Origin of the sequence: uncultured Alcanivorax sp. (genome assembly GCF_947258575.1) — a bacterium.
Lineage (GTDB): Bacteria > Pseudomonadota > Gammaproteobacteria > Pseudomonadales > Alcanivoracaceae > Alcanivorax.
On the sequence record NZ_CAMYIV010000002.1, the window covers coordinates 127868 to 151720 of the forward strand.

Below are 23853 nucleotides of genomic sequence, written 5' to 3' on the forward strand. Positions count from 1 at the left end.
GAGAACACAGAGTGAATCCATGTTTTTCCTCGGTGAACTCTGTGCCCTCTGTGGTAAAAATTCTTTTTTCTTACGCCTGTTACATCTTGTCGCAATTACACCGTCATAGCGCGGCAATGCTGTCACATTATCGACATGAGTGGCGCTGATACTGGCGCCCATGGATACCAAAGAGCTACGCATACTGTTTGTGGTGGATGCGATCAAGGGTCGGAATGGCGTTGGCGCCTACTTCCAGGACCTGGTCTCGCATCTCAAGGACCATGTGGCCCAGGTGGAACTGGTGCAGCCCTGCATGGAGGAACCGCATCCCTGTCAGGGTGCCTCCATGCCAATCCCCGGCGACCCCACCCAGCGACTCTTCTTTCCCAAGGTGCGTGAATTGAGCGCCCTGGTCTGGGAGATGAAACCCCACGTTATCGTGATTCCCGGCCCCGGTATTTTTTCCATGATCGGTTACTGGATCGCCCGCAAGTGGGGCATCCCGGTCTGCGTCACCTTCCAGACCGATTACAACAGGCTGGTGGAATTGTACTGGGGGCGCCGCCTGGCCAGGCTGGCCGGCGGGCTGCTCAACTGGGTCAACCGCACCCTGTTCCAGGGCAGTGAAACCGCCGCCACCATCTGTGAATCCATGATCGCCCAGGCCCGCGCCGCCGGCGCCCGCAATCCGCAGTTGGTGGGCACACCGCTGGCCCGGGAGTTTGTGAACACGCCGGTCACCCGGTTGCATGACAGCGTAAGGCGGGTCTGTTATGTGGGCCGGCTGGCGGCGGAAAAGAATATCGAGTCTTTCCTGGCACTGGCGGCGTCGCGGCCAGACCTGCAATTCGAAGTGGCCGGCGACGGACCACTACGCAGCAAGGTGGAACAGGCTTGCAAGGCATCCGCCAACCTCACCTTTCATGGCTGGTGTAGCCGTCAGCAGGTAGTGGACATTCTCGACCGCTGTCAGGTGCTGGTGTTGCCCTCATCGGTGGAAGCGTTCGGTACCGTGGCGCTGGAAGCCATGGCCCGTGCTCGGTTGGTAATCACCACACCGGCCTGCGGCATCAACGAATGGCCCGCCCTGGCAGCGGGGCTGTGGATCATGGAGCCCCAGGAAAGCCTGAACCAGACCCTGGACCGATTGCAGTCGTTGAGCCCGGTAGTGCGTGACCTGAAGGCGAAGCAGGCCCGGCAGGCGGCATTGGTCATGAATGGGGATGCTATTGAGCATTGGGCCGGAGTGCTGGGCCAGTGTGCCCAGATGGTACCCGCCGCCAATCGTTCCCTGCCTTCCCCGACCCTGGCGCTGCTGCGTCGCTTGAGCAGCAACTATGCCCGCAGCGCCCTCTGAGCCGCTACCGGCACCACGCGCTCTGGTCTCCATCCACGATGTGATGCCGGAAACCCGCCAGCAGGTCAGTCAGATTCTGGCTCTGCTGCCTCAGGCTCCGCAGGCGGTGACCCTGCTGGTGGTGCCGGGGCGGGATTGGCAAACAGCGGATCTGGACTGGCTGCACCAGCTTCAGCAGCAGGGGTACCCGCTGGCCGGCCATGGCTGGCTGCATCGCTGTGAGCCCCCGATCAGTCTTTATCACCGCCTGCACAGTCTGCTGTTATCACGGCGGGTGGCGGAGCATCTTTCCCTGTCGGCCAGTGGTATCGAGGCGTTGATACGCAATTGCCACCAATGGTTTGTGGATCAGGGGCTGCAACCCTGCGAGCTGTACGTACCCCCGGCCTGGGCCATGGGCGCGATTCATCGCCAACAACTGGCGGACATGCCGTTTCGGCTATTCGAAACCCTGAGCGGTGTTTACGATGCGCAAGCGCAAAAGATGCATCCGCTACCGCTGGTGGGCTTTGAAGCCGATACCCCGTTACGGGAGTGGTTGCTGCGCGGTTTTAATCATCTCAATTGGCGCAGGGCAAGTCACTCGGATCAGCCACTGCGCATTGGTATTCATCCCCAGGATCTTTCCTTGCGGTTGCGCAATCAGGTCATTCCGATGGCGCAGTCGGTATCCGCCAGTCTGACCTACGGGGACGCGGTGGACCTGCAAAGAGATCCCCGCCTTCTTTAATAACTCTGATAAATGTCTGCGGCGCTGTGAGCGTGCGGAAATAAAGGGCGGCCCCGGTTTCGTTTTTTGCTGTCACTTATTTTTGAAACAATCAGGAGGCTTTCAGCCTCCTGGGCCGCATCAACAGGCTTTGGCCTTGTTGAAAACGCTTACTGCTGAGATTGCTGGGCCTTGGCCGTGCACTGGAAGGTAGTGCTCAGGGTCCAGGCGATACAATCGCCATCCTGGGTTTCTGTCTTGCAGGATTTGCTGGGTGTGTCAGAGGGCAGAGCGCCGTTGTAACCCCAGCTCTGGCACTGTGCGCTGGCTTTCTGCAGGCCCTGTTGCCAGTCCACCTTGGGGCTTTGCATCAGGCTGTAGTCATAGGACATGACCACGGTGCCTTCGGACTGGTTGCCATCACTGACCATCATGGCAGAGGGGGCAGCGCAGCCGGCGAGCAAGGCGGCTGCGAAGAGAACGGATAGGCGTGTCATTGTGCGCTCCATATTAAATAGCGGAAAAACGGGAAAAGTACTTTCCGTGAGCATTGGCCTCAAGGGGCTTTCTGTAATGTTGTCGACCGGGTCGGGTCAATCCCGATACCGTTTGGTCAGATCGCCGTAGGCATCCACTCGCCGGTCACGCAGATAGGGCCAGATGCGGCGTACGGACTCGCTGCGCTGCATGTCCACGTCGGCGAGTAGCACCTGTTCGCTATCATTGTCTGCCTGGGCCAGGAACTCGCCCTGGGGACCGCAAACAAAGCTGTTACCCCAGAACTGGATGCCACCGTCATCTTCAGGGCTTTGTTCGAAGCCGGTGCGATTGGCGACCAGTACTGGCAATCCATTGGCGATGCCGTGGGCACGCTGGATGGTGATCCAGGCGTTGAGCTGACGGTGTTTTTCCCCGTCATCGTCACTGGGGTCCCAACCGATAGCGGTGGGGTAGAGCAGCAGGTCGGCACCGGCCAGGGCCATCAGCCGCGCGGCTTCCGGGTACCACTGATCCCAGCAGACCAACAGGCCCAGTTTGCCGACACTGGTTTCGACAGGGCTGAAGCCGCTACGGCCATCGTTGAAGTCGGCATCACCGGGGGTGAAGTAGAACTTCTCGTAGAAGCCCGGATCATCAGGAATGTGCATCTTGCGATAGATGCCAGCCAGGCTGCCGTCTTTTTCCAGCACCACGGCGGTGTTGTGATAGAGGCCGGTGGCTCGCTTTTCGAACAGGCTGCCGACGATGACAATGCCCAGTTCTTTGGCCAGCGCCCCCAGCGTATCGGTGCTGGGGCCGGGGATGGTTTCTGCCAGATCAAACACGGCGGTGTCTTCGGTCTGGCAGAAATACAGGCTGCGGTGCAATTCCTGCAGAAGTACCAGCTCGGCGCCCTTGTCAGCGGCCTCGCGAACCAATGCCAGGGAATGATCCAGGTTGGCTTGCAGATCACTGTGGTTTTTCTGCTGGATAACGGCCACGCGCATGAGTATCTCCTAAAAACCTTGTTCAGACCGCGCCACGGGGCAGTTGCATGGTGACACAATGCAGGCTGCCGTGTTGTTCGATCAATACCCGACAGTTTACCGGAGTCACCTGTCGGTCACCGGATACGCTCTGCAAGGCATCAATGGCCTGCTGATCCGTATCGCAGCCATAGATTGGCAACAGGATTTTCTCATTGGTAATAAGGAAGTTGGCATAGGTGGCCGGTAGCCGCTCGCCTTCCCGGTTGAACTGCGGGGTGGGCAGGGGCAGGGGCACCAGTGTCAGATTGTGTTGCCGGGCCAGTGTCTGTAGTTCGTGCTCCATGGCGGCAAGGCTGGCGTAGTGGCTGTCTGCCTGGTTCCGGCATTGCACATAGGCGATGGTGCGGGTATCCACGAAGCGGGCCAGCGTGTCCACATGCGCGTCCGTGTCGTCGCCTTCCAGCTCACCGTGATCCAGCCACCAGATATCGGTAACGCCCAGTTGTTCCTTGAGCAATGCGACCAGTTCTGCCTCGGACAGGTCCGGGTTGCGGTTGGGATTGCGCAGGCAGTGGCGGGTGGTCAGCAGATTGCCCTGGCCGTCGGTGTCGATGGCGCCGCCTTCCAATACCAGCGAGGGGCTGTGCAGTGGTAGCTGCCAGGGCAGGCGACGGTTCAGGGTGTTGTCCATGTCGGCGTCAAACTTGCCGCCCCAGCCTGTAAAGGTGTAATCCAGCAGCTCAACGTTGCCGTTATCTTCCACTGCAATAGGGCCGAAATCCCGGGCCCAGGTATCGTTGTAATCGGCAATGATCAGTTCAAGGCGGGCAGTATCCAGGCCGCGATCGGCGACGAGGGTGTTGACGCGTTGTTCGCTGGCAGTATCACGGCATACCAGCCGCACCTGTTGATGGTCCAGCAGGGCGGCGAGTAGATCCAGATAACAGTGTTCGGCGTCGGCCAGATGATTCACCCAATCGGTGTGGGTGTCGGGCCAGGCCAGCAGCACCCCCCATTGGGGGTGCCATTCAGGAAGAAGTCGGCGCATGCTCGGGAAGTCCGCTAGGAGGGGGCGATGCGCGCGAGTTTGCTACCGGCGTGCATCCCAGTCAATAGAGAAGCCGCCTTGCGATTCTTCCTCCACTTCCTCGACCTTCTGCTCGGCCTCGTCAGCCTGTTCCTGTACGTCGGCCTTTACCTGTTGTTCGGCTTCGTTGACCTTTTGCTCTGCGTCAGCGGCGGCCTGGTCGGTCTGTTGCTCGGCATCAGCAGTCGCGTCAGCCGCTTTTGCTTCTACCTGCTTGGCTTCGGCTTTTGCTGCCTCAGCGGTTTCTTCGGCCTGTTGCTGCTTTTTGGCGGCAGCCTGCTCGGGAGTCACTTCGCCGGCGATGATGATGCGACCGGTAACCGGGTCAAAGCGAAATTCGCCGTCGGCCGGGGGTTGCTCTGTGGATTGGGGTGGGGTGGCCGGTTCTGTCACCGCCTCCTGCGCATCCTCTGTAACCTTCGCTTGTGGCTTGGGAGTCGGTTCGGACTCTGGCGCCGGTTCAGGGGCCTGTTGCGAGGCTTCTGGTTCTGCAGTCTTGCTGGTGGCAGGTTCTGGCTGGGCCGGGGCGTCTTGTTCCGTTTCCGCGCCAACAAAGCTGCCGGTTACCGGATCGAACATGGGCGGGGCGGCGCTCTCCGGCGCTGCTTGCTGTTCCTGTTCAGTGTCGGCTGGGGTTTCCTCAATAGCAGGCAGTTGCCGAGTGCCGGACACCACATCCGGTGCGGCACTAGCCGGGCGGTCGACCACAGTATGCAGGCTGATGCCGTTTTCGAAGTAGACGGTGAAGCCGTCGTAGTTCCAGCGGGTAATGGCCGGTGAGCCCACCGGGCCCCGGACGGAGGCGGGTGAACCGAAGTCTGCCCGTACCTGCGCTTCTGACATGCCGCGCTGGGGAGCCTCTGCGGCCTGGGTTGTAACAGGCATGGCCAGCGCTGCCGAGGCCAGCAGCGTCATTATTCTTATCTTCATTTTTTCCCCCGGCGAGATGTATTTTCTTTCGATATTAGAAAGTTACAGACGCTTATTCAACCATTTTGCTAGATCATGAGCGCGGACACTGTTCACAAAGCAGAATGAGTAATGTAGCAGTTTTCCAGAGCCGTGGTATTTGTCCCGGGTTTCGGGTTAAATGCGCTCCATGTTTCGACCTCTATCCTTTTATGTGGGGCTGCGCTACACCGGCGCCCGCGCCCGCAACAGTTTTATATCCGTGATTACGCTGATTTCCGCATTGGGTCTGATGCTGGGGGTTGCCGTACTGATCACGGTCCTTTCCGTTATGAATGGTTTTGACCGGGAATTGCAGACGCGCATTCTTGGCATGGTGACCCATTTGTCCGTGCAGGGGCGCGAGCCGGTCCAGGACTGGCAGGCGCTGGCCAACCGGCTGGGGCATCACGATGAGATTGAAGCCGTGGCGCCCTTTGTGGAGCTGGAGGGCATGCTCAGCCATCGTGGCAATGTTGCCGGTGCCATGATCAACGGCATCGAGCCCCGGGCCGAGCGCAAGGTATCCATCGTTGGCGATTTCATGGAGCAGGGCGAGCTGGAAAAGCTGGCCCCCGGCGAGTTTGGCATGGTGCTCGGCTATGGCCTGGCCCGTCGTCTTGGCGCCGAACTGGGGGACAAGGTTACCCTGGTACTGCCGGAAGCCACCATTTCCCCTGCCGGGGTGATGCCCCGTTTCAAGCGTTTCACCGTCACCGGGATATTCCGGGTGCGGGCGGAAGTGGATTCCCTGTATGCCTACGTCAATGTGCAGGACGCTGCCAAGCTGGCCCGCCAGGCGGGGACTGTACAGGGCGTGCGGCTGAAGCTTGATGACCTGTTCAGCGCCCCGGCCATGGGCTGGACGCTGCAGCAGGAGCTGGGCCCCAATTACTACACCCGGGACTGGACCCGCAGCCACGGCAACCTGTTCCAGGCCATCAAGATGGAAAAGACCATGATGACGCTGTTGCTCAGCTTTATCGTGGCAGTGGCGGCGTTCAATATCATTTCCAGCCAGGTGATGCTGGTCACCGAGAAGCGCGGCAATATTGCAGTGCTGCGTACCCTGGGGGCCTCGCCGGGTACCATCATGCGTATCTTCATGGTCCAGGGCACCGTCATCGGCTTTGCCGGTACCTTGCTGGGCACTGGCCTTGGTGTGCTGTTGGCCACCAATGTGAGCAAGCTGGCTGAGTGGGTGGAGAAGACTTTCAATACCCGCCTGTTTGACGCCTATTTTGTGAACTATCTTCCCTCGGAGCTGCAGTGGTCCGACGTGATCACTATCGTCTCCATTGCCCTGGTGATCAGCTTTTCTGCCACCCTTTACCCATCCTGGCGTGCCAGCCGGGTGCAACCGGCGGAGGCCCTGCGTTATGAATGATTCCCGCAATGCCACCGGCACCGGTGTCGTGCTGCAAGCCGAGAAACTGGTGAAGAGCTACGACGAAGGCAACAACGAGCTCGAAGTGCTCAGCGGTGTGGATCTGACCGTGACCCAGGGAGATATCCTGGCGATCATCGGCACTTCCGGCTCGGGCAAGTCCACCTTGCTGAATCTACTGGGGGGCCTGGATCGGGCAACCCGTGGCAGTGTCTCCATTGCTGGCAATGCGCTGGCGACCATGAGTGATCGTGACACTGGCAAGCTGCGCAATCGCTATCTGGGCTTCGTCTACCAGTTTCATCACCTGTTGCCGGAATTCACTGCGTTGGAGAACGTGGCCATGCCGCTGCTGATTCGTGGTGACAGCCCGGCAAGCTGCCAGGAGAAGGCGGCGGCCACTCTGGAGAAGGTAGGGCTGAAGCATCGTCTCAAGCACAAGCCGTCGGCACTGAGTGGCGGGGAGCGCCAGCGGGTAGCCATTGCCCGGGCTCTGGTGACGGAGCCGGCCCTGGTGATGGCGGACGAGCCCACCGGCAATCTGGATGAGCGAACCGCTGCCCAGGTGCAGGCACTGATGTTGGAGCTCAACGACACTTTGGGTACCGCGTTCATGATCGTTACCCACGACCGGGAATTTGCTTCCCGTTGCCCGCAGCAATACGAGCTGCATGATGGCTTACTGCGGCGGCTCGACTGAGTCGTCGCCCTCGGTCGTTTTTTCTTCTTCCTGTTTGCGCGCTTCCCGTCGCAGCACTCTGGCGCGTCGGTGGGCACGCAGATTCCAGCTGCGTACCACGGCCAGTCGCCAGGCCACTTTCACGGCGGCATAGGCGAGCCCGCCAAATACCATCGCGCAAATCACTGACCCCAGCCATAGCGGCACCAGCTGCTCCACAAACCAGGCCACGGTGATGCCTTCGCCGGTATGGGGCGGCATGCCCAGCATCCAGGCGCCAATGCGGTAAGTGAAATAGAAAATCGGTACGTAGGTGACCGGATTGGAGATCCACACCAGCACCACTGATAGCGGCAGGTTGCAGTGGAAGCGCACAGCGAGCAGGGCGGCCAGGCCCATCTGCAAGGGAATGGGCAGCAGCGCAGTAAATACCCCGATAAAGGCGGCACCGGCCAGTGAGCGCCGGTTGATATGCCACAGGTTCGGATCGGCCAATACCTCACCCAGAAAGCTCAACGCTTTGTGTTCGCGCAGGCGATCCGGTTTTGGCAGGTATTTTCGGAAGATCCGTTTTGGCATGAACTCACGTCTGCAGACCGTGTCGGGAAAATCCCGTAAATGTCGTGTCGGTATCAGCTTAGGTGCCCGGCAGGCGGGGTACCACCCGACTTGTGTTATGCGTTGGAAGCCTCGTCAGAGGTTTCATGGCGCATGGCGGGCATGAGATAGCGTCAGAAACTTACCTGGCTGCACCCCGCGGCTGGCTATTATGCCCGGATCGGAAAAAAAGGCATACACCTACACGGGGCTTTGTGTCTCCTGGACATCATACAAAGACTGACCGTGAAGAAAGCGACTATTTTCCACCGGAGCATGGATGCGATTGTGGTGTTTATCGGCGGCGGTGGCGACAGCATGCTGGCTGGGCGTGTTGTGGCCGCTGCCGGTACTGTTGGTAGTAGCGGTTCTGGGTTGGCGGCGCGGGCGGCGTTGGCTGGTATGGTTGCCGCTGCTGTGGTGTTACGGCGTGGTGCAACTGCACAGTGGCGTGTCAGCAAGGTTGCCTGCTTCCCTGGAAGGGGAAACCCTGGCCATGCAAGGCGAGGTGGTGGGGCTGCCGGCCACGATTAACGAGTTTCGTTTCGGCCGTTGGCGATATCGCCAGACGCTGACGCTGGATGTTTGGGGCTCAAGCCGCTGGCCCGGGATCCACCGTATTCGGGTGAATGCCTATGAGCTGCCGGTGCAGGTGACGGCAGATCAGCGGCTTGCACTGATGGTGAAGCTGAAAGCCCCCCGTGGCGTCTACAATGTCACCGGGGTGGATGCGGCCCGGCGGGACCTGGCTGCGGGCATTGATGCACGGGGAACGGTGCAGTCGTGGACCGTGCAAGGTAGTGATAAGGGGCTGGATCGTTGGCGACAGTGGTTGTCGGACTGGGTGGTAGAGCAGGTATCCGTGTCGCCGGCGGGCAGGGCGATCCTGCCGGCCCTGGTGGTGGGTGATCGGTCGAGGTTGTCCAGCCAGCTGTGGCAACAATTTCAGCTCACCGGTGGTGCCCACTTGCTGGCCATTTCCGGGCTGCATATCGCCATTGTGGCCGGTTGGTTTTGGTGGTTGGGCCGCTGGTTGCTGGGGCCGGTGGTGCAGCGCTTGGTTCCGGGGTTAACCGCTTTTACGTTGCAGCAACTGGCCTGGGGGCCGGCACTGGTGGCGGCACTGGGTTATGCCGCCCTGGCCGGATTCAGCCTGCCCACAGTACGCGCGGTGATCATGCTGGCGGTGGTGGCGGTGGCGCAGTGTGCTCGCGTGTCTGTGCCATTGTGGAAGAGCCTCGGGGTGGCGCTGCTGATGGTATTGCTGCTGTTTCCTCTGTCGGCGCTCTCGGAAAGCCTGTGGTTGTCGTTCGGCGCCGTGGCCGCCATTGCCATGCTGGTGACCAGTCATGGGGCCCGCTGGTTACTCGTGCTGCTGCCGGTGATGATGGCTATGCTCGGTGCCATTCTATTTCAGCAATGGTCAATCAGTGCGCCACTGGCCAACCTGGTTCTGATCCCCTTGTATACCTGCATCGTGGTGCCGCTGGCCTTGCTGGGTAGCCTGTTGCAGCAGGGCTGGCTTGTGCAGGGGGCGGCCACCGGTACGGAGTTGTCTGCGTGGCTGATGGCATCGCTGGCGTCCTCGACCAGTGCCTGGCGGTTACCGTTGCCAACGGCAACCAGTGGGCTGTTTGCGATGGTGGCACTGGCTCTGCTGCTGGTGCCGGCATTGCCGTTTCCACGGCGGTTGCTGCCGATCCTGTTGTTGCCCTGGTTGTGTCAGCGACCCGCGTCATTACCCGAGGGGGAGTGGCAGTTGGTGGCGTTTGATGTGGGGCAGGGGCTGGCGTTGGCGGTGCGCACCCGGGAGCATCTACTGATTTACGATACCGGGGCTTCATGGCCCGGTGACAGTATGGCCCGGCGCATTATACTGCCGTGGCTGGCCCGCCAGGGACTGACGCCGGATCGCATTATTATCAGCCACGGGGACAATGATCATGCCGGTGGCATGAAGGTGTTAGCCGGTATGGCGCCGGTGTTGAGCGGTGAGCCGCAACGTGTGCCGAATAGCGAGGCATGTAGGGCGGGGCAGCAGTGGGGCTGGGATGGCGTGACGTTTACGCTGCTATGGCCCGGGCCGAAGGAGGTGCCGGGCAACGAGTCAAGCTGTGTACTGCAGGTGTCCGGCGCCGGGAGATCGTTGCTGATCCCCGGTGATATTGGCAAACAAAGTGAATATCGATTGCTGGGTTCGCTGCCGCGCACGGATTTGCTGGTGGTGGCGCACCATGGCAGCAACAGCAGTACCAGTGCAGCCCTGTTGCGACAGGTGCAGCCCGCCTATGCGCTGGTCAGTGCCGGTTATCGGAATCGTTTTCATCACCCGCACCCGCAGGTGCTGCAACGGCTGGGCAATGCCGGGGTCACAGTTCTACGCACCGACCGGGATGGCATGATTGTGTTTCGCTGGGGTGCCGCTGATAATGTGCCGCTTATAACAACATGGCGCCAATTTCGTGAAAGACCCTGGCATCGGCCAGCGGCCTGGCGTTTCTGGTAACGATTAACCCGACGCGCGCTCTTAAAGCGACGCCGTGAGTGAGGGGAGAAGTTAAGGTGCAGGATCTTGTGCAGTCCGGGGGTTGGATGATGCTCCCGATCTTGATCTGTTCGGTGGTGGCTCTTGCCATTGTGGTGGAACGTTTCTGGACCCTGCGTCCGAGCAAGTTGGCGCCGGCAGATACCGTGCCGCAGGTGCAGACGCTGCTCAAGCGGGGTCTTCTCAACGAGGGCAATCTGGTCAAGCTGCGTGACAGCTCGCCGCTGGGTCGCATTCTGGCTACCGGGTTAGCCAATGCCCGCCATGGTCGCGACATCATGAAAGAAAGTATCCAGGAAAGTGCCACCAGCGTGGTGCATGAGCTGGAAAAGTTTCTCAGCACTCTGGGCTCCATCGCGGCGATCACGCCGCTGCTTGGCTTGCTGGGCACAGTGATCGGCATGATCGATGTGTTTGCCGCCATCATGATGCACGGCACCGGTGATGCGGCCCAGTTGGCCGGCGGCATTTCCCAGGCGCTGCTGACTACTGCTGCTGGCCTGGTGGTGGCGATTCCTGCCATTTTCTTCCACCGTTTCTTTGTTCGTCGCGTGGAAGAAATCACCATGGAACTGGAGCAAAGCGCCGTACATGTGGTGGATCTGGTACACGGTGATCGTGAGGCGGATCCGGGGGGCAAGGCGTGAAGTTTCCCCGGCCCAGCCAGGAGGAAATCAGCGTTAACCTGACACCACTGATTGATGTGGTGTTCCTGCTGCTGATTTTTTTCATGGTTTCTACCACGTTTGATGACAAGACCCAGTTGTCCATCACGTTGCCGGAGGCTGAAGCGGCGCCGTTGGCGCAGTCTTCGGACCAGGTGGAGGTGACGATCACGTCGACCGGCGATTATCTGGTCAATGGCGAAAAGCTGGCGGCCAGTGATAGCAAGACGCTGCGCACCGCGCTGCTGAAACTGGGGCAGGAAAAAACCGACTTGCCGCTGCAAATCTATGCGGATGCCAATGTGGCCTATCAGTCGGTGGTTCGCGTTTATGACGTGGCCGGACAGCTGGGTTTTGTTAAGCTGTCGCTCACTACTCGCGAATCTCCCAACGAGGCACAATGAGTCAATCCTCTGTGGACGTGTGGCCGACCTACAAGCGGCTGCTCAGTTATGTTCGACCGTACTGGTTGATGCTGGTCATCAGCGTCATTGGTTATGCGCTCTACGCGGCGACTCAGGCCGGCGCTGCCCAGCTTGCCGGCTTCCTTGGTGAAACCATTGTCGAGCCCACTGAGACCCGGGTCCTACTGGTATCTATCGCGCCACTGGTACTGGTGATTTTCCAGGGCCTGGGCCAGTTCATGGGCAGCTACTCCATGAACTGGGTGGCCCAGCAGCTGGTGTATGTATTACGCAATGACGTCTTTGGCCATGTGCTGCGTTTGCCTCAGTCGGAATATCATCGCAATGCGTCCGGGCGCATCATGTCGAAAATCATTTTCGACGCCCAGCAGGTCACCAGTGCCGGTACCGATGCCATCATCGTGATTATCCGCGAAGGGCTTACGGTGATTGGGCTGACCTCCTTTTTGCTCTGGCAGAACTGGAAGCTGACTCTGATCCTGGTGGCAGTGGCGCCATTGATTGCTCTGGTGGTGAATGTCACCAGCAAGCGCTTTCGCAAGATCAGTCGTCGTATCCAGTCTTCCATGGCCAACATTACCCATTTTCTCGGCGAAGCTATCGAGGGCAGTGGGGAAGTGAAAATCTTTGGTGCCCAGGAGCAGGAAGCCGATCGTTTTCACGGCGTCAGCCGCAGCTTTGCCAAGCAGAATGTGAAACTCAACGCCAGCAAGATTGCCAGCACGGTGATCGTGCAGTTGTTTGTGGCAGTGGGCATCGGTGCGATCACCTTTCTCTACATAAACCTGATGGGCGAAGATCTTTCCGTGGGTGGGTTTCTGTCCTATATCGCCGCTGCCGGCATGATCCAGAAACCGCTCAAGCAGCTCACGGATGTGAACGTGAAAGTGCAGCGTGGGGTGACCGGTGCGTCCAGTCTGTTCGAATTGCTGGATACCGAACAGGAAGAGGATGCCGGTACCTATGTACTGCCAACCAAGGCACGTGGGGATATCGAGTTTGACGGCGTCACCTATGGTTATGATCCGGCGCAACCGGTTCTCAGGAATCTGAGTTTCTCCATCAAGTCCGGTGAAACCGTGGCACTGGTCGGGCGATCCGGGGCAGGGAAGAGCACCATCAGTGCCATGTTGCCCCGCTTCTTCGATCCGGATCAGGGCCGCATTCTGCTTGATGGCGTACCGCTGCCGGAAATCCAGCTTACCGACCTGCGTCACCAGATTGCCATGGTCAGTCAGCGGGTGGTGCTGTTCAACGATACCGTGCGCAACAACATCGCCTATGGTGAGCTTCGTGGCGTGGATGATGCAGCGATTGAACAGGCCGCCCGTGACGCTCATGCCTGGCGCTTTATCGAGCAGCTGGAGTATGGCCTGGATACCCGGCTTGGGCAGGACGGGGTGCAACTTTCCGGTGGCCAGCGCCAGCGAATTGCCATTGCTCGCGCGTTGTTGAAAGACGCACCGATTCTGATTCTGGACGAGGCCACCAGTGCCCTGGATACGGAATCCGAGCACCATATCCAGCAGGCGCTGGAACAGGTCATGGCCGGGAGAACCACGCTGGTAATTGCCCACCGTCTCTCCACTATTGAAAAGGCCGACCGGATTCTGGTGCTGGATCAGGGGCAGCTGATCGAGCAAGGCTCCCATCAGGAGCTGCTGGACAGGAATGGTCTTTACACCCAGCTGTACCGCATGGATTTTGCCGAGGAGTAGGTTGGCCATGGGCTCTCTGAGCGAATGGATTCAACAGGGCTGGTACAAGGGTAGCCCCTGGCTGGTGCCGCTGCGGCCGTTATCCATGCTGGTGTCCCTGGAAGCCAAGCGACGGCTGCAACGGTTTCGCAAGGAAAAGCCGGCGCCGCCGGTGCCGGTACTGGTGGTTGGCAATATCACCGTGGGCGGCACCGGCAAGACACCGCTGGTGATTGCCCTGGTGCAGGCCGCCGTTGCCCGTGGATTGAAGGTGGCAGTGGTGTCCCGGGGGTTCGGTGGCAAGACCGATCAATACCCCCTTCTGGTTACTGCCGACAGCGATGCCCTGGAAGTGGGCGATGAGCCGGTGCTGATTGCCCGCCGCACCGGGGTGCCGGTGATTCTGGACCCGGACCGCCGCAACGCCCTGGACGTGGCCATCCGTGACCATGCCCCGGATCTGGTGATCAGCGATGACGGTTTGCAGCATTATGCTCTGCCGCGCAGCGCGGAAATTGTTGTGGTCGATGGCCAGCGGGGTCTGGGTAATGGCCGCTGCCTGCCGGAAGGCCCCCTGCGCGAGCCGGCCACCCGCCTCAAGGAAGTGGATTTCGTGGTCAGCACCGGCGGTGGCTGGAGCGGGGCGCATCCGATGATCATGCGCCCTGCGGATATCACCTCGCTGGCTACCGGGGAAACGCTGGATCATCAGACTTTCCTGCGCGACCATCCCCAGGTTCATGCGGTGGCGGGCATCGGCAATCCCAAGCGGTTTTTCAATCTGCTCAGCATTCTCGGCCTGAGTACTACCCCCCATGTATTTCCTGATCATCATGCTTTCCAGCCAGCGGACCTGGCGTTTGCCGATGGTCTGCCGGTGCTGATGACCGAAAAGGATGCGGTAAAATGCGCCCCCTTCGCCGAGCCACACTGGTGGTACCTGCCGGTGACGGCCAGTCTGCCGGAAGGGTTGCTGGAGCAGATGCTGGACCGGGCGCTGGGAAAGGAATAGCTACAAGCTGCAAGCTACAACGCGGAATGGGCTTTGTTTTATTGTGAGCGTTGCTGGCCGCGCTTAATCTTTGGTCGCGGCTGATGCGTTTCAGAAACAACAACCTTCTGATCGCGTTGTAGCTTGCGGCTTGAAGCTTGCAGCTTTTTTGAAAGAGGTTTTCTGATGAGTTTTTATGTGGTGGTGCCTGCCCGTTATGCATCGACCCGTTTGCCGGGCAAGCCGCTGGCGGATATCGCCGGCAAGCCCATGGTGGTGCGGGTGGCCGAGCGTTGTCAGCAGAGCGAGGCGGGGCAGGTCTATGTGGCCACCGATGACAGCCGGATCGCCGAGGCCCTGGAGGGGCAGGTGCCGGTGGTAATGACCCGGGAGGATCACCCCTCCGGTACCGACCGTCTTCAAGAGGTGGCCGCCAAGCTGGAATTGGCCGATGACGATATCATTGTCAATGTGCAGGGTGACGAGCCTCTGATCCCGCCGTCGGTGATTAACCAGGTGGCTGCCAACCTGGCCGCCAATCCTGCCTGTCAGATGGCCACCCTGTGTGAACCTATCGAAGATGCCGATCATCTGTTCAACCCCAATGTGGTGAAAGTGGTGTTCGATGATGATGGTCGAGCGCTGTATTTTTCCCGGGCGCCGATTCCCTGGCATCGCGATGCCTTTGCCGAAGGCGGCCGGGATATCAGTGGCGGCCAATGGTGGCGGCATATCGGCATCTATGCCTATCGGGTGTCTTTCTTGCACCAGTATGTGCAGTGGCCCCCGGCCAAACTGGAACAACTGGAATCCCTGGAGCAGCTGCGGGCTATGGCCAATGGTGTTGCCATTCATGTGGCACCGGCCATTGAGGTAGTACCGGGTGGTGTGGATACGCAAGCGGATCTGGAACGTCTGCGCGCGGCGCTGGGAGGGCGGGCATGACAGTTTCTGTGCTTTTTGTTTGTCTCGGTAATATCTGCCGCTCGCCCACCGCTGAAGCGGTCTTTCGTGAGCGTGTCATTGCCGCTGGCCTGCAAGAGCAAATCCGTATCGACAGCGCCGGCACCGGAGACTGGCATATCGGTCGCGCCCCGGATCCTCGTACCCGGGAAGCGGCGGCCCGCCGGGGCTACCAGATGGATTCCCTGCGCGCTCGACAGGTGGGCCCGCAGGATTTCTACGAGTTTGACGTGGTGCTGGCCATGGACAATGCCAACCTGGCGGATCTGCAGGCCATGCAGCCATCGGATGTGACCGTGACCCTGGGGCGCTTTCTGGACTACTCCAGCGGGGCGTCAGTGCGTGAAGTGCCGGACCCCTACTATGGGGGCGAGGACGGCTTTGACCGGGTGCTGGATTTGATTGAAGGCGGTGCCGATGGACTGCTGGATGCACTGCGAGAGCGCCTATGAGTCAGCCCCAGCCACCGTTAGTGGAAGCGGATGCGGATTTGAGCGCACTCAATACCCTGCGCCTGCCTGCCCGTGCCCGACGACTGGCCAGGCCGGCGACCCTGGATGCCCTGGAACAGGTGCTGGCCGAGCGTGACCCGGCCGAGCCGTTACAGGTGATCGGCGAGGGCAGCAATCTGGTTATCAATGACGATTTGCCCGGTCTTACGCTGTGTCCGGCCATGGACGGTATGGCCTGGGTGAAAGAGGACGCGCAGTTCGTCTGGGTCGCCGCCGGGGCCGGGGTGCACTGGGATGACCTGGTGGCCTGGACGGTGGAGCAGGGCTGGCAGGGGCTGGAAAACCTGTCGCTGATTCCCGGCACTGCCGGGGCGGCACCATTCCAGAATATTGGTGCCTATGGGGTGGAGCTGTCCCAGGTGCTGGAACAGGTCACGGTAATGGAAGTGGCCACGGGCCGGGTGACGCACTTTGCCGCTGGCGACTGTGAATTCGCTTACCGGGACAGCCGCTTCAAGAGCCGCGACCGGGGCCGCTATGTGATTACCGGTATCGAGTTGCGCCTTAACAAGGTGCCGGCCTGCAATGTGAGTTATGGCCCCCTCAAGGATCACTTTGGCCATCTGCCCGTGGAGGATGTGTTGCCGGCAGCCGTCCGTGAGCGGGTGATTGCCGTGCGCCAGAGCAAATTGCCCGACCCAGCGGTACTGCCCAATGCCGGCAGTTTTTTCAAGAACCCGGTGGTGAGTATCGACAAGGCGGGGCAACTGAAAAAGAGCTTTCCGGGTCTGGTGGGCTACGAGCAGCCCGAGGGCATCAAGCTGGCCGCTGGCTGGCTGATCGAGCAGGCTGGTTGGAAGGGTCGCAGGTTGGGGCCCGTGGGCATGCATAGTGAGCAAGCCCTGGTGTTGGTCAATCATGGTGGCGCTACCAGCGAGGATGTGCTGGCACTGGCGTCTGCCGTGCGTCGGGATGTGTGGGAGCGTTTTGGTGTCAGCCTGGAGCAGGAACCGATCCTGCTACCGTAGAAGCGCGCAACTGAGCCGCTCTAGGAGCGTGCTTGCACGCGAAGGTTCGGCTGCAGGCTCCCTCCTGCAACGGAACGTCAGATACTGAATTCCTCCCTGCCGTCACAGATTGCGTAGGGTGCACTGAGCCTAAAGCGAACTGCACCATTCGAACGCCGGGTTGGTGCAGTTCGCCTTAGGCTCAGTGCACCCTACGTCTTGGAAAGATGCTGGGAGCAGTACCCATAAAAAAAGCCCCGCTAAAGAGCGGGGCTTTTTTTATGGGCGAAGTATCAGCTTACCTCAGGATTCCGAGGAAGCGTCCTCTTCTGCAGCTTTGGCGGCGGCTGCCGCTTCTGCCTGCTGCTGCCGGCGGCGCTGGCGCGGGTCGTTGCTGGCCCGGCCCATTTCTGCGGCGGCGGGTTTGGCTTCTGCACGTACCGCTTTCACCTCGGTGGCCCGGCTGGGTAGCTCATTGGCTTCTGGCTTGGGGGCCTCTTTCGGCTGTTCCGCTTCACGGGGAGCCGGCGCGGTGCGCTGGTAGCCCGGTTGACGCGGATCATTGCTGGCTCTGACCGTGGCATCCTCCTCGGCGGCGCTTTCTTCTGCCACTGGTTTGCTGGCAGCAGGCTTGTCTTCCGCTTTAGCCGGAGCAGGGGCTTGTGCAGCTGCGGGCTGCTCTGCTTTGGGCTCGTCGGCTTTCGGTGTTTCGGCCTGGTGAGCGTCAGCTTCCTGGGCGGGTTTCTCTGCAGCAGGCGCTGGCGCTGCCGGTTTTTCTTCCCGCTTCTCGGGCGCTTCAGCTTGCGGTTCCGCCTGAGCTTTTACTGGCGGCTCTTCCTTTACCTGCTGCTCGGGTTGCGGCTCTGCTTTCGGCGCTTGCGGCTTTTCCGCAACCGGGGCCGGGGCGGCAGGCTGCTCTGCTGTTTGCGCGTTGGCGTCTTTCTCTACCGTTTCGGCTTTGGCCGTTTCCTGCGGCTGTGCAGGCTTGGCAGCGCTTTCAGTCTCAGCTTTCTCGGTTTTCTCAACCTTGGTAGCTGCCTGAGGCTGCTCACCAGCAGTCGGTTCCTGTGCCGGAACCAGCTTCGCCGGCGGATGGCCTTCGTTGTCCATCACCGTTGGCTGGGCAGGGGCGCGAGTCGATTGCGGCTTGTCGTCCTGCTTTACGTTGCGGGCCGGCTGGGCCTTCTGCTCGCCAGCGGGCTTGTCGCCATTGGCTGCGGATTTTGCCGGACGCTGACGTTCGCGCAGCGGACGGTCATCCTTGGCCTCGTTGCGACGGGGCGCCTTGGGGCCCTTGCTGTCGCTGTTGCCTTCGGTGTTGTCCTGCTGCTGGGGCTTCTTGTTACGTGGCTTGTTGCCGCCATCGCTCTTGTCGCCCTTGTTGTCGTTGCGACCGTCATTGCGGCCTTCATTGCTACGACCGTCGTTACGGTTGTCGCCGCCACGGTTGTCGTTGCGGTTACGACGATTGTCGTTACGGCCGCGACGCTCGTTGCGGTTGTCGTCCTTGTTGTCGCCGGAGCGCTCTGCAGAACGGTTGTCGCCACGATTATCAGACTGGCGGTTGTCGCTCTTGCGATTGCCACCGTCCTTGTCGTTCTGGCGTTTGTTGCGCGGGTTGCGATTATCGTTATCGCCACCCTTGCCGCCACTCTTGCTGGCATCCTGCTTGTTACGGTTGTCGTTACGGTTGCGGTTGTTGCCGCCACGACCACCGCGGGTGTTCTGCTGGCGCGGGCTACCCTTGCCCTGGGGCTGGGGTTTCTTGGCCTTGGGCTGCTTGGGCTCGCTGGTAAAGATCTGCGCCAGCCAGGTGAAGAAACGGGCCAGGATGCCCAGATTTTCTGTCGTGGTAGCCGCGGGTGCCGGAGCCGGTTTCGGCGGCGGCGGGGCGGTGTCCGGCGCCATCAGTTTGACGGCCGGCTCCTGGGTCTTGATTTCGGTGTCCTGGGCGGAGGCGATATCCGCATCCTTGTTCCCTTCCAGCAGTTCCAGTTCATGGCTGGGCTGGGCGATGGTCTGATCATCACGAATCCGTTCTACCTCGAAATGCGGGGTTTCCAGATTCTGGTTGGGGATGATGACCACGCGAACATTGTGCGCATCTTCGATGGCGCGCAGGGGCTCACGCTTCTCATTGAGCAGGTAGGTGGCCACGGCCACCGGCACCTGGGCCTGGATCTCGCCGGTGCGCTCTTTCATCACCTCTTCTTCAATGAGGCGCAGGATGCTCAGAGCCAGGGATTTCACATCACGAATGTGGCCCTGACCGTTACAGCGCGGGCAGACAATGCTGGAGGTTTCCCCCAGGCTCGGGCGCAGCCGCTGACGGGACAGTTCGAGCAGACCGAAGCGGGAAATGCGACCCAGCTGGATGCGGGCGCGGTCGGCCTCCAGGGCATCGCGCATGCGATTTTCCACGTCCCGCTGGTTGCGGGCCGGACCCATGTCGATGAAGTCCACTACGATCAGGCCGCCGATATCGCGCAACCGCAACTGGCGGGCGATTTCATCTGCCGCTTCCAGGTTGGTGTTCAGGGCGGTTTCCTCGATGTCCGCGCCCTTGGTGGCACGGGAGGAGTTGATGTCGATGGACACCAGCGCTTCGGTAGGGTCGATAACAATGGAGCCACCGGAAGGCAGTTTCACTTCACGCTCAAAGGCGGTCTCGATCTGGGACTCGATCTGGAAGCGTGAGAACAGCGGGGTTTCGTCGCTGTACAGTTTGATCTTGTGCTGGAAGTCCTGCATCACCTGCTGCACGAAGCCCTGGGCTTCGTCGTAGACTTTTTTGGAGTCGATCAGGACTTCGCCGATGTCCTTGCGCAGGTAGTCGCGGATGGCACGGATGATAACGTTGGATTCCTGATAGATCAGGAAGGGTGCCTTGCGATCCTGGGAGGCATCGTCAATGGAGTTCCACAGCTTGAGCAGGTAGTTAAGATCCCACTGCAGTTCCTCGGCGCTGCGGCCCAGTCCGGCGGTACGCACGATCACACCCATTTCATCGGGGATGGTCAGCGCGCCCAGGGCTTCCTTGAGCTGCTGGCGTTCTTCGCCCTCAATGCGACGGGAAATGCCACCGGCACGGGGGTTGTTGGGCATCAATACAAGATAACGACCGGCCAGGCTGATGAAGGTGGTGAGGGCGGCGCCCTTGTTACCACGCTCTTCCTTGGCCACCTGGATGATGACTTCCTGACCTTCCTTGATCACTTCCTTGATGTTGATGCGACCCTGGATGTCTTTCGGGTCTTTCTGGAAGTACTGGCGGGAAATTTCCTTGAGGGGAAGAAAGCCGTGACGCTCAGCGCCGAAGTCTACAAACGCGGCTTCCAGGGACGGTTCCACCCGGGTGATCTTGCCTTTATAGATGTTGGCTTTTTTCTGTTCACGGGTTCTGTGTTCGATATCCAGGTCATACAGCCGTTGGCCGTCGACCAGTGCCACCCGAACCTCTTCAGGGTGAGTGGCGTTAATAAGCATACGTTTCATGGTGCTACCACAAGTTTGTGGTGGCATGAGGCAGGGCCGGAATGTAACCGGTAGCAGACCAGGGGGAGTGCTGGCAGGCTTGTCACGGGCAGGGCGCACGCGGGGCGTGTTTAATCGCTTTCCTGGGTGATTATAGTGCCTGAGTCAGCGGCTCTCCGAGTTGTGTGCAATGTTTAGTGCGTAATCGTACTGGCAATGGGCCAGCCTGTAATGCTTCACGCGATTGCCGTGGTTTGTCGTCACACAGCAATGTGTAAACTCTTGTCTGTCTGTTTTCCAGGTCGTTTGACCGGCGCTGCAGCCACCATCGTTAATGTTCAGGGTCCGTCATCGGACGCTGTTTAAACGGGTTCATCTGCAGCGTTTGCCCACACTGCAATCTGCGAATGGGCGTTAACGCTTTATTGTAGACCTGAGGCGGGCTCTGTCTTCTCGGCTATGCCGGAGTGGGCCAGACGGCGAATGTTCGCTGCGCGTCGCCGTCGCCTATATTCAGGTCGACGCTTGACTATAGCAGCAAAAGACAAGGGGGATCAATCAGATAGGAAGGGGGGCAGTGAACAGTGAATAGTTAACAGTTAATAGTTTCGCGGTATCGGCTCTATGTTGCTGATAGGTATGTGCCCGCGCTTAAGGGGTGGGCGCGGCCCGGGGCATTTTAGGTGGGGATGCGCTTTTGCGCGGAACTATTCACTGTTAACGGTTCACTATTAACTGCTTTTCTATAGAATCGCCGCCATGTCAGACGAGACCCCCGCAGCGGACCGTGTCAGCTTCGTGACCATCGACGAAGGCCGGCATGGTCAACGCCTGGACAATTTTCTCTTCACCCATCTCAAAGGGGTGCCCAAATCCCGTGTCTACCGGATCATTCGTTCCGGGGAAGTGCGGGTGAACAAAGGGCGCGCCCGGCAGACCACCCGGCTCGCCACCGGAGATGTGGTGCGTATTCCGCCAATCCGCACCAGCGAATCCGAGGCCCCGCCGGTGGTCAGCAGTGGTCTCACCGAGCGCCTCAGCCGGGCCTGTATCTATGAGGATGATCAGCTTTTCATCTTCAACAAGCCCGCCGGTCTGGCGGTGCACGGTGGCAGCGGGGTAAGCCTCGGGTTGATTGAGGCCCTGCGGGTGATTCATCCGGCGGAAAAGGAGATGGAGCTGGTCCATCGGCTGGACCGCGATACCAGTGGACTGATCATGGTGGCTCGCAAGCGTGCCTTCCTGCGCAAGATGCAGCGACTGATGCAGGCAGGAGAGGTAGAGAAGCGCTACTGGTTACTCTGTCAGGGCTTCAAGGGCAAAGAGCGCACCATGGACGCGCCACTGCTGAAAATGCAGAACGGCAACGAGCGGATTGTCCGGGTGTCCCGGGAGGGCAAGGCGTCGGTCACCCATTTTCGCATGCTGGAACGGCTGGCGGATGTGCAGCTGGTGGAGGCGACCCTGGAAACCGGCCGCACCCATCAGATTCGCGTTCACAGTCAGTTTGGCGGTTTTCCGTTGCTCGGGGACGATAAATACGGCACCGACAAGGGGGCCGCGTTACTCGCCAGCATTGGTCACAAGCGTCTGTGTCTGCACGCCCGGACTCTGGTCTTTCCCCATCCCAATACCGGCAAGAAGCTGACCATCACCGCGCCGCTGGATGAGGATTTCGAGGCCATCCTGAAGACGCTGCGAGGTGCCCGGTGAACTACGATCTGGTGATTTTTGATTGGGATGGCACCGTGATGGACTCCACCGGGCGTATTGTCAGCTGCATGCAGCTGGCGGCGGTGGATCTGGGGCTGCCTTCATTGCCCGATGAAACCGTGCGCGGCATTATCGGTTTGGGGTTACCGGAGGCCATTGGGTCCCTTTACCCGGTACTGGACGGTGTGGGTATCGAATCCATGCGCGAACGCTATGCCTTTCACTTTATCGCGGCGGAAGCCACTCCCAGCGCACTTTATCCGGGGGCCGAATCGTTGCTGACTGGACTACGGGAAGCGGGCATGAAGCTGGCGGTGGCCACGGGGAAGAGCCGCAAGGGCTTGCAACGGGTATGGGGTAACACCGGACTTGATCGCTATTTTGATGCCTCCCGTTGTGCCGACGAGAGCCACTCCAAGCCGCACCCGGCCATGGTGCTGGAGCTGCTTGAGGAGATGGCGGTGCCAGCGCAAAGAGCCATTGTCGTCGGCGATACCACCTTTGATCTGGATATGGCCAGAGCCGCCGGTGTTGACCGTGTGGCAGTCAGTTATGGCGCTCATCCGGTAGAGAAACTGTTGCCTTGTGAGCCTCTGGCTGTCATTGATAGATTGCATCATCTGCTGCCAGTGCTAGGGCTGGCAGCGACTGAACTGGTTACGGAGAGTCTGTAAATGGAAAATCAGCCCCCTTCATCCCGTCCCGGGAACGAGCGTGAGTGGAAACTCATCGAGAAGCTGCTGGGTCAGGCCCAGGAAGAACACCGTAAATCCCGTCGCTGGGGGATTTTCTTCAAGATTCTGACCTTCGTTTACCTGTTCGTGTTGCTATTTATCATGCTGCCGGGCAAGGCGGGAGAGACCATGAAGGTCACTGAAGAGCATGTGGGCTTCGTGACGGTCTCTGGTGTGATCGCGCCGGATCAGGATGCCAGTGCGGATATGATTGTTACCGGGCTGACGCGGGCTTTCGAAGCGGAAAATACCAAGGCGATTGTTCTCAAGATCAATAGCCCGGGTGGCTCCCCGGTGCAGTCCAATCAGGTGTACAACGCGATTAAACGCCTGCGCGCCGAATATCCCGAGAAAAAGGTCTACGCTGCCATCACCGATCTGGGGGCGTCTGGCGCCTACTATATCGCCTCAGCCGCTGATGAAATCTACGCGGACCCGGCCAGCATCGTTGGGTCCATCGGCGTGATCATGGCCGGCTTCGGTTTTGAGGAAGCCGCTGAGAAACTGGGTGTAGAGCGTCGCGTGCTCACCGCTGGTGAAAACAAGGCGGTGATGGATCCCTTTTCCCCGATCAGCCCGGAAGACCGTAAACACATGCAGGTGATGCTGGATGAAATCCATCAGCAGTTTATTACGGCTGTAAAAAACGGTCGTGGTGATCGTCTGAAAGCGGACACCCATCCGGAAATCTTCTCTGGCCTGTTCTGGACCGGCGAGAAGGCCATGGAACTGGGCCTGGTGGATGGCTTGAAGAGCCCCGGTAATGTGGCCAGGGATGTGGTCGGCCTGGAAGAGATGGTGAACTACACCGTCAGTCGCTCGCCCTTCGAAGAGTTTGTTCGCCGTTTTGGTGTGTCCATCGGTGAGGGCGTGGCTAACAAGCTGGGTCTTTCCGCAGCGCCGGAAATTCGTTGAGATAATGACAGCTACGAGCTACGAGCTTAGAAGCTAGAAGCTAGAAGCTAGAAGCTA

The 23853-nt window shown here is 59.9% G+C and carries 21 protein-coding genes; 15 read left to right on the forward strand and 6 right to left on the reverse strand.

Annotated elements, in window-relative coordinates:
* Window positions 1-160: 160 nt before the first annotated feature.
* Together Q0Y02_RS00735 and Q0Y02_RS00740 are read left to right on the forward strand one after the other, a co-directional pair.
* Window positions 161-1339 carry a glycosyltransferase gene (locus Q0Y02_RS00735; protein ID WP_297762941.1) on the forward strand — a complete coding sequence of 393 codons (1179 nt, stop codon included), beginning with the start codon at window positions 161-163 and terminating at the stop codon, window positions 1337-1339.
* The gene (locus tag Q0Y02_RS00740; protein ID WP_297762944.1) at window positions 1320-2069 is read left to right on the forward strand and encodes a polysaccharide deacetylase family protein; all 750 of its coding nucleotides are present in this window, start codon (window positions 1320-1322) and stop codon (window positions 2067-2069) included. The genes Q0Y02_RS00735 and Q0Y02_RS00740 overlap by 20 nt, the downstream gene beginning before the upstream one ends.
* Window positions 2070-2218: 149 nt before the next feature.
* On the opposite strand, the gene yecR is transcribed toward Q0Y02_RS00740, so the two are convergent.
* From yecR to Q0Y02_RS00760, 4 genes are all read right to left on the reverse strand, one after another.
* Window positions 2219-2545 carry a YecR family lipoprotein gene (gene yecR, locus Q0Y02_RS00745; RefSeq protein WP_297762946.1) on the reverse strand — a complete coding sequence of 109 codons (327 nt, stop codon included), beginning with the start codon at window positions 2543-2545 and terminating at the stop codon, window positions 2219-2221.
* A gap of 96 nt (window positions 2546-2641) precedes the next feature.
* A complete protein-coding gene (locus Q0Y02_RS00750; protein WP_297762948.1) occupies window positions 2642-3535 on the reverse strand; it encodes a carbon-nitrogen hydrolase in 894 nt (297 codons plus the stop codon).
* A gap of 22 nt (window positions 3536-3557) precedes the next feature.
* Entirely contained in the window at window positions 3558-4565 is a 1008-nt protein-coding gene (locus tag Q0Y02_RS00755) for an agmatine/peptidylarginine deiminase (protein WP_297762950.1), read from the reverse strand.
* A 42-nt stretch (window positions 4566-4607) separates the two neighbouring features.
* On the reverse strand, window positions 4608-5534 hold the full coding sequence (locus Q0Y02_RS00760; RefSeq protein WP_297762952.1) for a hypothetical protein: 927 nt from the start codon (window positions 5532-5534) through the stop codon (window positions 4608-4610).
* Window positions 5535-5703: 169 nt separating this feature from the next.
* On the opposite strand from Q0Y02_RS00760, the gene Q0Y02_RS00765 reads away from it, so the two are divergent.
* Both Q0Y02_RS00765 and lolD read left to right on the forward strand, forming a co-directional pair.
* Window positions 5704-6939 carry a lipoprotein-releasing ABC transporter permease subunit gene (locus Q0Y02_RS00765; RefSeq protein ID WP_297762954.1) on the forward strand — a complete coding sequence of 412 codons (1236 nt, stop codon included), beginning with the start codon at window positions 5704-5706 and terminating at the stop codon, window positions 6937-6939.
* Window positions 6932-7639: a lipoprotein-releasing ABC transporter ATP-binding protein LolD gene (gene lolD / locus Q0Y02_RS00770; protein ID WP_297762957.1), complete on the forward strand. Its 708-nt coding sequence runs from the start codon at window positions 6932-6934 to the stop codon at window positions 7637-7639. The genes Q0Y02_RS00765 and lolD overlap by 8 nt, the downstream gene beginning before the upstream one ends.
* On the opposite strand, the gene Q0Y02_RS00775 is transcribed toward lolD, so the two are convergent.
* Window positions 7619-8197 (reverse strand): DUF2062 domain-containing protein, encoded by a 579-nt coding sequence (locus tag Q0Y02_RS00775; RefSeq protein ID WP_297762960.1) that lies wholly within the window; start codon window positions 8195-8197, stop codon window positions 7619-7621. The two genes, lolD and Q0Y02_RS00775, sit on opposite strands and share 21 nt — an antisense overlap.
* Window positions 8198-8495: 298 nt before the next feature.
* Between Q0Y02_RS00775 and Q0Y02_RS00780 the strand changes: the two genes are divergently transcribed.
* The 8 genes from Q0Y02_RS00780 to murB all read left to right on the forward strand — a co-directional run bounded on the left by Q0Y02_RS00780 (window position 8496) and on the right by murB (window position 16981).
* Complete coding sequence (locus Q0Y02_RS00780; protein WP_297762963.1) at window positions 8496-10721, forward strand: DNA internalization-related competence protein ComEC/Rec2; 2226 nt, start codon at window positions 8496-8498, stop codon at window positions 10719-10721.
* Between the two features lie 56 nt (window positions 10722-10777).
* Window positions 10778-11407 (forward strand): MotA/TolQ/ExbB proton channel family protein, encoded by a 630-nt coding sequence (locus Q0Y02_RS00785; RefSeq protein ID WP_297762965.1) that lies wholly within the window; start codon window positions 10778-10780, stop codon window positions 11405-11407.
* A complete protein-coding gene (locus Q0Y02_RS00790) occupies window positions 11404-11829 on the forward strand; it encodes a biopolymer transporter ExbD (RefSeq protein ID WP_035247299.1) in 426 nt (141 codons plus the stop codon). The genes Q0Y02_RS00785 and Q0Y02_RS00790 overlap by 4 nt, the downstream gene beginning before the upstream one ends.
* Window positions 11826-13568: a lipid A export permease/ATP-binding protein MsbA gene (msbA, locus tag Q0Y02_RS00795; protein ID WP_297762969.1), complete on the forward strand. Its 1743-nt coding sequence runs from the start codon at window positions 11826-11828 to the stop codon at window positions 13566-13568. The genes Q0Y02_RS00790 and msbA overlap by 4 nt, the downstream gene beginning before the upstream one ends.
* Before the next feature lie 7 nt (window positions 13569-13575).
* Window positions 13576-14559, forward strand: coding sequence for a tetraacyldisaccharide 4'-kinase (gene lpxK / locus Q0Y02_RS00800; RefSeq protein WP_297762974.1), 984 nt, complete (start codon window positions 13576-13578; stop codon window positions 14557-14559).
* Window positions 14560-14724: 165 nt separating this feature from the next.
* Window positions 14725-15483: a 3-deoxy-manno-octulosonate cytidylyltransferase gene (gene kdsB, locus Q0Y02_RS00805; protein WP_297762977.1), complete on the forward strand. Its 759-nt coding sequence runs from the start codon at window positions 14725-14727 to the stop codon at window positions 15481-15483.
* Window positions 15480-15953 (forward strand): low molecular weight protein-tyrosine-phosphatase, encoded by a 474-nt coding sequence (locus Q0Y02_RS00810; protein WP_297762980.1) that lies wholly within the window; start codon window positions 15480-15482, stop codon window positions 15951-15953. Before kdsB ends, Q0Y02_RS00810 begins: the two co-directional genes overlap by 4 nt.
* Window positions 15950-16981, forward strand: a complete 1032-nt coding sequence (gene murB / locus Q0Y02_RS00815) for a UDP-N-acetylmuramate dehydrogenase (RefSeq protein WP_297762982.1) — start codon at window positions 15950-15952, stop codon at window positions 16979-16981. Before Q0Y02_RS00810 ends, murB begins: the two co-directional genes overlap by 4 nt.
* Window positions 16982-17263: 282 nt before the next feature.
* On the opposite strand, the gene rne is transcribed toward murB, so the two are convergent.
* Complete coding sequence (gene rne / locus Q0Y02_RS00820; protein ID WP_297762984.1) at window positions 17264-20455, reverse strand: ribonuclease E; 3192 nt, start codon at window positions 20453-20455, stop codon at window positions 17264-17266.
* 738 nt (window positions 20456-21193) lie between these two features.
* Between rne and Q0Y02_RS00825 the strand changes: the two genes are divergently transcribed.
* The 3 genes from Q0Y02_RS00825 to sppA are packed head-to-tail and all read left to right on the forward strand — an operon-like array spanning window position 21194 to window position 23796.
* The gene (locus Q0Y02_RS00825; RefSeq protein ID WP_297762986.1) at window positions 21194-22147 is read left to right on the forward strand and encodes an RluA family pseudouridine synthase; all 954 of its coding nucleotides are present in this window, start codon (window positions 21194-21196) and stop codon (window positions 22145-22147) included.
* A complete protein-coding gene (locus tag Q0Y02_RS00830) occupies window positions 22144-22821 on the forward strand; it encodes an HAD-IA family hydrolase (protein WP_297762989.1) in 678 nt (225 codons plus the stop codon). Before Q0Y02_RS00825 ends, Q0Y02_RS00830 begins: the two co-directional genes overlap by 4 nt.
* Window positions 22822-23796: a signal peptide peptidase SppA gene (gene sppA, locus Q0Y02_RS00835; RefSeq protein WP_297762992.1), complete on the forward strand. Its 975-nt coding sequence runs from the start codon at window positions 22822-22824 to the stop codon at window positions 23794-23796. It begins immediately after the preceding gene.
* The last annotated feature ends 57 nt before the right edge of the window (window positions 23797-23853 follow it).